The organism is Lentzea californiensis, assembly GCF_024648825.1.
Classification (GTDB): Bacteria; Actinomycetota; Actinomycetes; order Mycobacteriales; family Pseudonocardiaceae; genus Lentzea; species Lentzea californiensis.
Window position 1 is genome coordinate 443,574 of record NZ_JANBBE010000006.1, and the last position, 12,657, is coordinate 456,230.

Below are 12,657 nucleotides of genomic sequence, written 5' to 3' on the forward strand. Positions count from 1 at the left end.
CGACCGGGACGTCCGGGTACCCGTCTCGCATGACCGCCACCCACGCCATCGACGTCCACAGCCCACTCGACGGTCAGCTGGTCGGCTGGCTCCCGGCCGCGTCCGAAACCGAGACGACGACAGCGGTGGCGGCCGCCAGGAAAGCGCAGACCGCCTGGGCCGCCACGCCCGCGGACGAACGCGGTGCGGCGGTGAGGGCGGCCGCCGCGGACCTCCGGTTGCGGGCCGGCGACCTGGCGACCGTGGTGCAGACCGAGACGGGCAGGCCGTTCGCGTCGGCACGGGAGGGCGTGCTCGCGGGCGCGTCCACGCTGGAGCAGTACGCCGAGCTCGGCCCGGTCCACCGCGGACGGTCGCTGCTCGGTTCGGCCGTGGACTTCATGGTTCCGGAACCGCGCGGTGTCGTCGTGGCGCTCACGCCGTGGAACGACCCTGTTGCCGTCGCGTGCGGACTGCTCGGCGCGGCGCTGGTCACGGGGAACGCCGTGCTGCACAAGCCGAGTGAACGCTGCCCGCACACCGGCATGCTGCTCGACACGGTGCTGCGGCCCCACTTCCCGGAGGACGTGCTGCGGACGTTGATCGGTGACGGAACGACGGGCGCGCAGCTCGTGCGCGAAGACGTCGACGTCGTCGCGCACGTCGGCAGCACGAAGACGGGCCGTGACATCGCGCAGGCGTCGCGGGCGAAGTTGTTGCTGGAGAACGGGGGCAACGATCCGTTGCTCGTCGACGCGGACGTCGATCCGGAGCGGGCGGCCGAGCAGGCGGCGCTCGGGGCGTTCACCAACGCGGGCCAGCTCTGCACGTCGGTGGAACGGATCTACGTGCACGAGGCCGTCTCCGAGGCGTTCATCGAAGCGCTGTGCGCGAAGGCGAAGGAGTGGACGGCCGGCGCACAACCGTTGGTGGACAACAGGCATCGCGAGTTCGTGCACGCCCAGGTCGCCGAAGCGCTCGAAGCCGGCGCGCGAGCGCTGACCGGCGGCGAGATCCCGGCCGGACCCGGCGCGTTCTACCCGGCGACCGTGCTCACCGGCTGCACGCCGAGCATGCGGATCATGCGCGAGGAGACGTTCGGCCCGGTGGCGCCGATCTGCGTGGTGCCGTCGTTCGACGAAGGCCTGCGCGAGGCGTGCTCCGGCGAGTACGGCCTGGCGGCGACGGTGCTGACCCGGTCGATGGAGCACGCGCAGAAGGCCTGGCGTGCGCTGCCGGTCGGGACGGTGAAGGTGAACGCCGTGTTCGGTGGCGCTCCCGGTGGCGCGGCTCAGCCTCGTGGCGCGTCCGGCACGGGGTTCGGCTACGGGCCCGAACTGCTCGACGAGATGACCACCGTCAAGGTCGTGCACCTCGGCCTGCCGTGACCAGCCGGAAGTTCCTGACCGCGGCCAGGACCTCGTCCACGGTGATCCGCAGCAGACCGGGGTCCGGCTCGGAGGCGAACGTGTCGCCCGTTCCGCCGTGCCACAGCACGTGGTGCGGCCCAGAGCGCGGACCCCACAGGCTCGGTGACATCGGGCCGAACAGCAGGACGGACGGCGTGCCGTAGGCCGTCGCGACGTGCGCCACCCCGGTGTCACCGCAGATCACGAGTCCGGCCGTGGCGACGAGGTCGAGCAGCTGGGCGAGGCTGCCGCACACGGGTTCGGGCACGACCCGGCGAGCCGCTTCGAGCTCGGGCGGACTGGCCGTCACCACGACGTCGTGGCCGTCCAGTTCCCCGACCACCGCCGCGAACCGCTCCACCGGCCACCTGCGCGCGCCATGGCTCGCTCCTGGGTGGACCACGATCCGCTCGGTTCGCGCTCCGGCCGCAGGCAGCCGCAGATCGTCGGCGTCGCACGGAATTCCGTGCCGTTCCAGCAGATCGCACCACCTCAGCACCTCGTGCCGGTCCTCCGGCCACTCGTCGTATGTGATCAGCTGCCGGGGCCGCGTGGCCCTCAGCCGCTCGACGCTCTGCGGTCCGCGGCCGTGCAGGTTGACGGCGAGATCAGGGCTGTCGTACTCGATGTGCGTGAGGCCGTCGGTCGGCAGCAGCCGGTCGACCGCGTCGATCCTCACTACCGCGTCGGCCAGCCAGGCGGGCGCCGCGAGCGTGATCTCGGCATCGGGGTACGCGCGGCGCAGCCCGCGCAGTGCGGGCACCGCGGCGAGCAGGTCGCCCAGTCCGAGTGCCCGCAACACCAGGATTCGCATCGATGTACCTCCCGGCGACGCATACCCGCCGTGCGCCCGGATACACCCGCGCCTACAACCCGTGCCCGAACGGGAAGAGCGGGTCCTCGTACCCCGCGACGTCCTCGGGATGCCGCCGCACCTGTTCCATGGAGCGCGGCAGGTCGAACGGCAGCCTGCCCTCCGGTTTGACGACCCCCGACAGCGCGTCGGCCAGGGCCTCGTCGGTGGTGCCGTAGCTGACCACCAGCGTCGACACGACCGGGAGCAACGGTGTCAGCACCGCGGCGCGGTCCAGCGTCACGTCCACGACCAGCGGGCAGGCCGCGGAGATCCGGGCCAGGCGCGCGGCGAGGCCCGGCGGGAACTCCAGCGAGCCCTGGTGGAACCACGATTCCAGGAACAGGTCCGACCGCGGCTCGAACGGCGCCATCAGCCGCACCAGCGCGACGTCCGCCTCTTCCGGTGTGGCGACCACGGTTCCCAGACGTGCGGCGACCTCGGGTGAAACGTTCTCCACGTAGAGCTTGAGGCCGGGCGCCAGTAGCAACCGGGCCGTGTCCTCCCCCGCCTGCAGGACGGTGACCGACCGGGCCTGCGCTGCGTGGCCCTCGTCGCGGAAGTCCTTCCGGCCCACGGTCTCCGCCGCGCGGTCCTCGTCCACGAACGGGTCGTCGAAGAGGCCCAGGCGGAACTTCACGGCGAGGAGCCTGCGGGCCGACTCGTCGATGCGGGCCTCGCTCACGCGTCCCTGCGCCACCAGTTCCAGCAGCACGTCGACGCATTCCTCGCCGCCGAACTGGTCGGCACCCGCCTCGAGGATCAGCTCCATCCGGCCGTGCGCGTCGAGGTGTTCGACGCCCCAGGCACGGGCGGGGAGAACCTTGTCGCCCACGTGGTTGTCCATGACGAGTTCCCAGTCGGTGAGCACCACGCCGTCGAAACCGAGGCCCTCGCGCAGCATCCCGGTGACCACCTGGCGGTTGTAGCCGAACCCGACCTCCGCGATCGGCTCGCCGTCCACCTCCAGCCCGATCGGCATGCCGTAGTACGGCATCACGGCCGCGGTGCCCGCCTCGACGACGGCGCGGAAGGGAGCGAGGTGGTCGGCGAACCGGCCGCCGGGGTAGACCTGCTCGCGCCCGTACGGGAAGTGCGCGTCCTCGCCGTCCTTCTGCGGGCCCCCGCCGGGGAAGTGCTTGCTGGTGCAGGCTACCGACTCCCGTCCCAGTGCCGGGCCCTGGAAGCCGCGCACGTACGCCACGGCCAGGTCCGCCGTCAGGGCGCTGTCCTGGCCGAACGTGCCCGCCTGCCTGGCCCAGCGCGGTTCGGTGGCCAGGTCGATCGCCGGGTGCAGCGCGCAGCGGATGCCGGCCGCGACGTACTCCTGGCGCGCGATGTCGGCGAACCGTTCCACCAGGGCCGGGTCGCGCAGCGCGGCGAGTCCCAGCGACTCGGGCCACTGGGAGAACGCCTTGGCGCTGAACGACACCCCGGCGTTCTCGAGGAACGCGTGCCGCGGGTCGGTGGAGATGGTCACCGGGATGCCGTGCGGCGTGCTCTCGGCGATGAGCTGGAGGTTGTTGTACCAGCGCGCCGCCATCCGTGCGTCGTGCAACGCGTGCACGTTGAAGTGCGACAGGTGTTTCCGCGTCACCACCACGCTCGTCGGCGACTTGCTGATGTCGCCGGGGGCCTCCTTCACCGTGCCGTCCGCACCCGCCTCGATGACGGTGTGGAACAGCAGGCCCGCCTTCTCCTCCAGCGAGAGACGGCCCAGCAGGTCCTCGACCCGGTGGGCCACGGGCAGCCGCGGATCCTCGAAGGGGTCCATGACGCCGTTGCCGTTGAGGTCGCGGTACTCGGCACCGTCCTCGGAGATCAGCCGAACCGGCCGCATGCCACTACCTCCACCACTCATCGGACTCGGCTCGCGCCGAACTCCTCGACACCGATCACCGGGCGCAGTGCGCGTTCGACCGCCGGTGTCGAGAACGCCCTGCGGATCACGTCGCGGCACAGCACGTTCCCGATCGCTCCCATGACCATCGCCTGGTCCAGCGAGAGGTAGCGGCGCGCGATCGTGCCCGACCGCACGGCGACCGCGTCGAAGAACCCGCCCGTCCCGTAGGCGCGGAGGTCCTCCTGGATCTTCACCAGGTTCGTGTACGCCTCGTCGCGTTCGTGCATCATCGCCAGGAACGCCGCGTGCGGGGTGACCACGCCGTCGCCGAAGACCGGTGTCGGCGCGGTGGCCGGGCGGCACGTGCCGAAGCCCGCGTCGTAGTTCGTCATCTCCTGGTCGGAGAAGTAGCCGCTGGCGGGGTTCCCCGGCTCGCCGCCGGGTCCCATGCCGAGCGCGTCGACGCCGTACTCGCGGTAGCCGCCGGCCGGGTTGCTGGACGGGCTGAAGCCCCAGAACCCGTACTTCGCCTCAAGCAGCCCGTGTTCGCGTTGCGCGCGGACGTGCAGCGGGTGGTTGCGGCCCCACGACCGCGGCGCCCACTTCGCCTCGGGCACGAACACGTCCGGCATGAGCTCCTCGAACATCGAGCCGCCCCAGCCCGGCACGATCCGCATGCCGCGGTAGGTGTAGGCGCCCTCGAAGACGTCGACGCCGTAGTAGGTCCGGTTCTCCCCCACCGGCTGCGTCTCGTGCCACGACCAGTCGCACGAGGCCGGCAGGGTCCGCCACATCGCGAAGTACTGCTTCGGCGGGATCTGGCCGGTGATGATGCCGAGGTAGCTGGTGATGCGCGTCTCGGACACCGTAGTGTCGTAGTGGTGCGTGGTCAGCCACACGGGGTCGCCGCCGATGTGCGTGCCCTGGTACACCCCGCCCGGCCGGTCGTGGTCGAACGGGAAGAACCCGCCGTGGACCAGGCCACCCGGCCGCACGGGGTGCGCGGGGTCGTCGCCGGGGTTGTAGAAGGCGTCCCACCGCATCCGGGCGAAGATCCGCCGCGCCGGACCCGCCGCGGCGCGGTCGGACTCCGCCACGACGAGCAGTGCCGCGCCGAGCCAGCCGTTGTCCACGCTGGAGCAGAACGGGTGGACCGTCGCGCCGGTACCGGGCCAGGCCCGCAACGCCTTCCCGGTCGCCTCGTCGTACCAGTTGAAGTACATGCCGCTCGCGGTGTGGTGCTCCATCCGCTCCACTGTGGACAGCGTGCGGACGAGCCGGGCGGACGCCTCCCCCTGCGTGATGAAGCCGAGTTCGCGGGCCACGACCGTCGACCACAGGTAGCCGCCGATGTTCGTCGGCGAGGTGTAGCCGGAGCGGTCGGCCGGGGCGAGCGACTCGGGGATGTTGTCGGCGGGCAGTCCCGTGGTCGCCGGGGTCATGGCGACGAGGCTGCGCCAGGTGTCGCGGGCCCATCCGCGGATCCGGACGGGGTCGGCGTGCCCGGGTGCGGCGACGGCCGGGGCGGGAACGGCGAGGGAGGCCGCGCTCGCGGCGAGCAGGGTTCGGCGGCTGATCCTGGCTGGCGATGTCATGTGAGTCCCCTTCGGACTTCTCACTTGATGCCGGTGGTCGCGATGCCTTCGATGAAGCGCCGCTGGAAGACGAGGAACACGAGCAGGACCGGGACGACGACGATCGTGGCCCCGGCGAGCAGCAGGCCGTACTGGATCGAGTTCTGGCCGGTCGAGTAGAGGGCGAGCGCGACCGGGAGCGTGTACTCGCTCTCCTGCTGCGCCACCACCAGCGGCCACAGGAAGTTGTTCCAGCTTCCCAGGAACGTGAGGATGCCGAGCGTGGCGAGCGCCGGGCCGCACAGCGGCAGGATGATCCCGGCGAAGATGCGGACCTCGCCGGCGCCGTCCACCCGTCCGGCGTCGAGCAGCTCCTTCGGCAGACCGACGATGTACTGGCGCATCAGGAAGACGCCGAACGGCGAGACGAGGAACGGCAGGATCAGCGCGGGCAGCGAGTTAGCGAGGCCCGCGTTGACGACGAGGACGTACAGCGGCACGAACGTGACCACACCGGGGATCATCAGGGTCGCCATGACGACCACGAAGAGCGCCCGCTTGCCCCGGAACTCCAGCATCGCCAGTGCGTAGCCGACCATCGAGCAGAAGATCAGGTTGCCGGCGGTCACCAGCACGGCCACGATCGCCGAGTTGAGGAAGTACGTCCCGAACTGCAGGCGGGCGAACAGCTGCGTGTAGTTGTCCAGCGAGGCGGCCTCGGGCAGCCACGTCGGCGGGTTGGCCCGGATCTCGCCCTCGCCCTTGAAGCTGCCGAGGACCATCCAGGCGAACGGCGAGACGACGGCGACGAACGCGACCGTGAGCGGAACGTAGATCCACCAACGGTTCTTCGTGCGGCTTGCGGTCATGTCATCCCCTCTCGCGCAACAGCCGGAACTGCAGGAACGTGACGACCGCGATGACGACGAAGATCAGGTAGCTCATGGCGGAGGCGTAGCCGTAGTTGCCGAACCCGAACTGCCGGTAGGTGTACATCGACGCGGAGATCGTCGAGTTGAGCGGACCGCCGTTGGTCATCACGTACGGCTCCTCGAAGAACTGCAGGTAGCCGATCGCCGTCGTCACCGAGACGAACAGCAGCGTCGGGCGCAGCAACGGCAGCGTGATGTAACGGAACCGCCGCACCGGACCGGCGCCGTCGATGGACGCCGCCTCGTGCAGTGACGGCGGAACGGCCTGCAGCCCGGCCAGGAAGATGATCATCGCGGTGCCGAAGTTGCGCCACGCGGCCATGAGGATCAGCGCGGGCATCGACCAGTCCGGGTCGCCGAGCCAGTTCGGGCCCTCGACACCGGCCCAGCCGAGCACGGTGTTGATCAGCCCGAACTCGTCCTGCAGCAGGAACCTCCACACCACGGCGACCGCGACGATCGAGGTGATCACCGGGGTGTAGAAGCCCAGCCGGAAGAACGCGCGGAACCGCGTGATCCCCTTGTCCAGCACCACCGCCGCGGTGAGCGCGATGACCAGCGTCAGCGGCACGCCGACCAGCACGAAGTACGCGGTGTTCGCCGCCGCCGTGCGGAACAGCGGGTCGGCGAACGCCTTGACGTAGTTCTCCAGCCCGACGAACTCCACCGCGAACGGCGAGCGCAGGTCCCGGTTCCGGGTGTCGGTGAAGCTCATGAAGAGCGACTGGAGCACCGGCCACGCCGTGAAGACCCCGAACAGCAGGCAGAACGGGAGGACGAGGAACCACGCCGCCCGTTCGACTCCACGGCGGCGTACCGCGACGGGCGAGCTCACTTGCCGGTACCGATGGAGTCCGCGGCGGACTGGGCGGCCTTGAGCGCACCGGCCGCGTCGGCGCCCGAGCGAGCCACCTTCTCGACCTCCGTGTCGAGTGCGGTGATCGCCTGCTCCCACGTGGCGAAGGTCGGCGGCGACTGCGCCGTGTCGAGCTGCCTGCCGAACGTCGCGAGCTTGGTGTCGGCGGTGAGCGCCGGGTCCTGCCAGGCGCTCTTGACCGACGGCAGGTCCGTCGACCGCTGGTACCACTTCACCTGCGTCTGCGGGTTCGCCAGCCACTGGACGAACTTCCAGGCGGAGTCGCGGTTCTTCGTCTCCTTGAACACGACGAAGTCCGAGCCGCCGACGAAGCTCGACGAGGTCTTCTTCGTCGGCATCGGCATGACGTCGTACTTGTCCTTGAAGCCCTCGCCGCCGACCTTCTCGACCGCGGACATCATCCACGGGCCGGAGATGAACATCGGCACGCGCCCGCTGGCGAAGTCCGGCTCGGTCGTGGGCTGCGCGGGCGCTTCCTTGTCCGCGATTCCCTCGGCGAAGAACGATCCGTAGTACTCCAGCGTCTCGCGCATCTCGGGGCTGTCGAAGTTGTAGGCGGCGCCGCCGTCCTTGGTCAGCGAGGCGCCGTTCGACCACGCGAAGGGCAGCAACGACTGCCACGACCCGGTGCCACCGGGCTGTAGTCCGATGCCCCACTTGGCGCCGGCCTTGGCCTGCATGGCCTTCGCCATCTCCTTCAGGCCCGGCCAGTCCTTCGGCGGCGTCTCGTACCCGGCGGTCTTGGCGAGGTCCTTGCGGTAGTAGAGCAGCCGCGTCTCGACGTACCAGGGAATCCCGTAGGACGTTCCGTCCACTTCGGTCGTGCGCTGGGCGCCGTCGAAGAACGAGCCCTTGTCGATCGAGGACGGCGTCGGGTCGAGTGCGCCCATGCCCGCGAACTCACCCATCCACGTCGACCCCACCATGGCCGCGTCGGGCACCTGGCCCGCGGCGATGGCCGAGGTGAACTTGTTGTGGGCGGCGTCCCACGGGATCGCGGTCACCTGGACGTCGACGCCGGGGTTGGCCTTCTCGAACTCCTCCGCGAGCGCCGGGAGCTTCTCCCCCTCCGCGCCCATGGCCCAGACGGTGATCGTGCCGGTCGCCGGGCCCTGCGCGACGCCGGTGCCCGCCTGGCCACCGGCCTGGTCGTCACCGCGCCCACAGGCGGCGAGGACCAGCACCAGGGCTGACACCCCCGCGAGTGTCTTGGAAGTCCTGCGCGCCATTGCTTCTCGCTTCCTCTCGGCCTTCGTCTTCGGAGTGATCAGGCGCAGCCGCACGAGGTGCGCACGACGAGCTGCGTCGGCAGCGTCTGCGCGTCCTCCCGCGGCGGCTCGCCGCTCACGAGTTCGTGCAGGCGGCTCGCGGCGAGCGCACCCAGTTCGTGCACGGGCTGACGCACGGTCGTGAGCCCGGGCCGCACGTACCGCGAGGTCATGACGTCGTCCCAGCCGACCACCGCGATGTCGCCCGGCACGTCCCTGCCGGCGTCCTGCAGCGCGGTCATGATCGACAACGCGAGCTCGTCGTTGGCGCACATCAGGGCGTCCGCCTCGTGCTCCCCCGCGAGCAACCGCTGTGCGAACGCGGCACCGTCGGCCTCGCTCAGCGCGACCCGGACCGGTTCCGCCGCGTCGAGCCCGCGGTCCCGGTGCGCGGCGACGTAGCCGGCGTGCCGGTTGCGGACGTCGGGCCCGCTGTCCGGGTCACCGACGAACAGCACCCGCCGCCGCCCGTGGTCCAGCACGTGCCCGGCCAGTTCCCGCGCGCTGCCGAGGTTCTCCGCCGCGACCGCCTCGATGCCGTCGTGCGGCTCGCCCGCGATGACGACGACCGGCTTCTTGGCGCGCAGCATCCGCACCACATCGGCCGGGATCGCCGCCGATCCGAACACCGCGATGGCGTCGACCCTGGTCGCGAGCTGCCGCACCGCCGCGACCATGTCGGTCCGGCTGCCGGTGAGCACGAGCACGACGGATTGGTCGAGCTCGGCGGCTCGTGCCTCGAAACCCATGAGCAGCTCGGCGTAGTACGGCCCGGACAGCTCCGGCAGCACGAGTCCGTGCGCCTCGTGGTGCCGCACCGCGAGGCTGCGGGCGGCGCCGAGCGGCGTGTAGCCGAGCTCGTCCACGGCGGTGAGCACCTTCTGCCGGGTGGCCTCGGCGACGACCGCCGCGCCCTGCAGCACCCGCGACACGGTGGCGATGCTGACACCGGCGTGCTCGGCGACCGAGTAGATCGTCGCTCCCGGCTTGGCCTCGGGTGAGGCTGGCTTTCCCATCTGTGCTGCTCGCCGCCCTGTTCGTCACCGACTGGTTCATGTAAGCGCTTACATATCACTCTTTGTGATGTAAGCGCTTACATTCTCCTGTTTCGGCAAATATAGGCACGAGCGGATGGATGACACAAGGGCCGACCGCTGCGGCCGCCGCACCCTGACTAGACGAACGTGCAGGTCAGAGCACGCTTGAACGCGGCGGATTTCTGTCGAGCAGTCCGCGCGCCAGTGCGGCGAGCTGGTCGGTGCCGATGCCGTAGTGCGCCAGGACATCCAGTTGCGGACCGTTGACGATGGGCTCGTCCGGGATGCCGAGCGCGCGGAACCGCACCGGAATCCCCTCGGTCATGAGCACCGCGGCACACGCCTCGCCGAGGCCTCCGTGGACGCTGTGCTCCTCTGTCACCACCAGCCCGCGAACGCGCCGCGCGACGTCGAACAGCGTCGCCGTGTCGAGCGGCCGCACCATCGGCATGCTGACGACCGTCGTCTCGACGCCGCCGAGCGCCAGCGCCGTCGCCGCGCCGAGGGCGATGCCCACGGTCTCGCCGGTCGCGATGATGCCGATGTCGTCCCCGGTCCGCAGCCTGGTGGCGCGTTCGATCGCCACGGGGCCGGATTCGTGCACGCACGCCAAGGCGCGTTTCCCGAGCCGAACGTACAGGGGACCGTCGGTCGCCGCCGCCAGCCGGATGGCCGCCTCTGCCTCGCAGTTGTCGGCGGGCGCCACGACGGGGATGCCGGGGATCGCGCGCAGGGCCGCGAAGTCGGCGATCGAGTGGTGCGAGGCACCGAGCGCGCCGTAGCTGATCCCCGCGCTGATCCCGACGAGCCGCACGGCGTTGCCGCTGTAGCCCACGTCGACCTTGATCTGCTCGAGCGCCCTGGCAGTCAGGAAGCAGGCGGGCGAGACCACGAACGGCTTCATCCCGCACGACGCGAGCCCGGCGGCCACGCCGACCAGGTTCTGCTCGGCGATCCCGAGCTCCACCACCCGGTCCGGGAACTCCCGGGCGAACGGCCCGAGCCTGCCGGAGACGCGCGAGTCCGCCGTGAGCACCCGGATGGCCGGATCGGACCGCGCGAGGTCGCGCAGGGTCGCGTCGAGCACCTCGAGGTTCGCGAGCCCCGGCCCGGCGGTGTGCCGGCTCATGCCCGGCTCCTCAGTTCCGCGACGCGGTTCTCGACGTCGCGGCGCGCGATGGCGTACTCCTCGTCGTCCGGCACCCTGTGGTGCCAGCGGATGTCGTGCTCCATGAAGGAGATGCCGCTGCCCTTGACGGTGTCCGCCAGCACCACCGTCGGGCGGCCGGGCACCGCGGGCGCGGAGGACAGGGTGCGCTCGATCTGGACGAGGTCGTGCCCGTCGATCTCGTGCACCGTCCAGCCGAAGGCGGCGAACTTCTCCGCCAGCGGCTCGGAGTTCATGATCTCCGCGGTCGGGCCCGCGATCTGCTGGCGGTTGCGGTCGACGATCGCCACCAGGTTGCCCAGACCGTGGTGCGCCGCGGACATCGCGGCCTCCCACACCGACCCCTCCGCGAGCTCGCCGTCCCCCAGCAGCACGAACACGCGGTAGCGGAACCCGTTCTGCCGTCCCGCGATCGCCATGCCGACGCCGATGGACAACCCGTGCCCCAGCGCCCCCGTGGACTGCTCGATGCCCGGCACGGAACTGGTGGCGTGGCCGACCAGCTTCGTGCCGAACCTCAGGTAGGTGTCCAGCAGGGCGCGGTCGAGCAGCCCGGCTCCCGCGAGAACCACGTACAGCGCCTCCACCGCGTGGCCCTTGCTCTGCACGTACCTGTCCCGTTCCGGGTGCCGCAGGGTCTCCGGCGAGATGCGCAGAACCCGTTCGTACAACACCGTCAGAATGTCCACAAAGGACAGACTGCCTGCCGTGTGCCCGCCACCCGCCGAACGGATCAGGTCGAGGACGTCCAGCCGGTACTCCGCGGCCCGGACCGCGAGCCCGACATCGGCTCGCACGCCGTCACCGGTGGTCATGGCGGAGCACGTCGTCGTGCAGCGCCCGCAACTGCTCCAGAGCCGATCCCAGAACTTGCGGCGACTGCGTCAGCGCCGCCAGCGCGTTCCCGACCCGTTCGGCGTATCCCGCGGGCGCCGCCGCGAACCCGTCCGCCATGGCCACCGAGCCCTTCTCGTTCGTGAGGTACCGGCCTTCGGCGGCGAAGACGACCTGCGTGAGACACGAGACAGTCCGGAACGCGCAGCCCGTCACGTACGCGACGTCACCGCGCTCGGCCGCGGACTTCGCGGTGGACAACGAGAAACCTGACTCCCAGCCGAACCTCTCGATCACCGCCGCCCGCAACCGCTCCGGGTACGGGTCGACCAGCGAGCGCAACCCGGCCAGCACGCCGTCCGGGTCGTGGAACGGCACGTTCTGGAACACCTCGCCCGCGTAGATCGCGGTGCAGAACCCGTGCGGATGACCGATCTGGTAGTGGATGCCGATCCGCCCAGAGGCACAGTCGCCGAGCACCTCACGGGTCTTGGCCACGTCGCGCAGCAGGACGTCGACCTTCGTGTCCGCCATCCGCAGCCACACGCCGCCGTTGATCCACGGCCCCCACTCGCCGTACCGGCCGAAGCCGTCCACGGCACCGCGGTCGTCCAGTTCCGCCATGACGCCCAGCAGGGTGTCGAAGTCGACTCGGTGGGCCGGGTCGTAGTACAGGCCTACATCGATGTCCGAGTTCGGGCCGGCCGTGCCACTGGCGCGGGATCCGCCCAGCGCCAGGCCGGTCACTCCCGGTACGCCCGCGAGACCGTCGCTGATCCGGTCGAGGACGCGCCGCAGGTCAGCGTTGTCCATGCCACCCCCAGGTTGCACACAGGACGAGGCTACCGGATCACGCCAACGCGTATTCGAGTCCAATGTGGAT

The 12,657-nt window shown here is 70.6% G+C and carries 11 protein-coding genes; 1 reads left to right on the plus strand and 10 read right to left on the minus strand.

Going from position 1 to position 12,657, the window contains the following annotated elements; genetic code table 11:
- Positions 1–29: 29 nt before the first annotated feature.
- A complete protein-coding gene (locus LX88_RS24240; RefSeq protein ID WP_258950102.1) occupies positions 30–1,367 on the plus strand; it encodes an aldehyde dehydrogenase family protein in 1,338 nt (445 codons plus the stop codon).
- On the opposite strand, the gene LX88_RS24245 is transcribed toward LX88_RS24240, so the two are convergent.
- The 10 genes from LX88_RS24245 to LX88_RS24290 all read right to left on the minus strand — a co-directional run bounded on the left by LX88_RS24245 (position 1,339) and on the right by LX88_RS24290 (position 12,587).
- A complete protein-coding gene (locus tag LX88_RS24245) occupies positions 1,339–2,202 on the minus strand; it encodes a glycosyltransferase family 9 protein (protein ID WP_258950103.1) in 864 nt (287 codons plus the stop codon). The two genes, LX88_RS24240 and LX88_RS24245, sit on opposite strands and share 29 nt — an antisense overlap.
- Positions 2,203–2,254: 52 nt before the next feature.
- On the minus strand, positions 2,255–4,081 hold the full coding sequence (locus tag LX88_RS24250) for a glycoside hydrolase family 3 protein (RefSeq protein ID WP_258950104.1): 1,827 nt from the start codon (positions 4,079–4,081) through the stop codon (positions 2,255–2,257).
- Positions 4,082–4,098: 17 nt separating this feature from the next.
- Entirely contained in the window at positions 4,099–5,679 is a 1,581-nt protein-coding gene (locus tag LX88_RS24255) for a glucoamylase family protein (protein ID WP_258950105.1), read from the minus strand.
- Positions 5,680–5,699: 20 nt separating this feature from the next.
- Positions 5,700–6,527, minus strand: coding sequence for a carbohydrate ABC transporter permease (locus tag LX88_RS24260; protein WP_258950106.1), 828 nt, complete (start codon positions 6,525–6,527; stop codon positions 5,700–5,702).
- A gap of 1 nt (position 6,528) precedes the next feature.
- Entirely contained in the window at positions 6,529–7,425 is an 897-nt protein-coding gene (locus LX88_RS24265; RefSeq protein ID WP_258950107.1) for a carbohydrate ABC transporter permease, read from the minus strand.
- Positions 7,422–8,696: a sugar ABC transporter substrate-binding protein gene (locus tag LX88_RS24270; protein WP_258950108.1), complete on the minus strand. Its 1,275-nt coding sequence runs from the start codon at positions 8,694–8,696 to the stop codon at positions 7,422–7,424. The genes LX88_RS24265 and LX88_RS24270 overlap by 4 nt, the downstream gene beginning before the upstream one ends.
- Before the next feature lie 38 nt (positions 8,697–8,734).
- Positions 8,735–9,751 (minus strand): LacI family DNA-binding transcriptional regulator, encoded by a 1,017-nt coding sequence (locus LX88_RS24275; protein ID WP_258950109.1) that lies wholly within the window; start codon positions 9,749–9,751, stop codon positions 8,735–8,737.
- Between the two features lie 175 nt (positions 9,752–9,926).
- The gene (locus LX88_RS24280) at positions 9,927–10,901 is read right to left on the minus strand and encodes a transketolase family protein (protein WP_258950110.1); all 975 of its coding nucleotides are present in this window, start codon (positions 10,899–10,901) and stop codon (positions 9,927–9,929) included.
- Entirely contained in the window at positions 10,898–11,755 is an 858-nt protein-coding gene (locus LX88_RS24285) for a transketolase (protein ID WP_258950111.1), read from the minus strand. The genes LX88_RS24280 and LX88_RS24285 overlap by 4 nt, the downstream gene beginning before the upstream one ends.
- The gene (locus tag LX88_RS24290) at positions 11,742–12,587 is read right to left on the minus strand and encodes a nucleotidyltransferase family protein (protein ID WP_258950112.1); all 846 of its coding nucleotides are present in this window, start codon (positions 12,585–12,587) and stop codon (positions 11,742–11,744) included. The genes LX88_RS24285 and LX88_RS24290 overlap by 14 nt, the downstream gene beginning before the upstream one ends.
- Between the last annotated feature and the right edge of the window lie 70 nt (positions 12,588–12,657).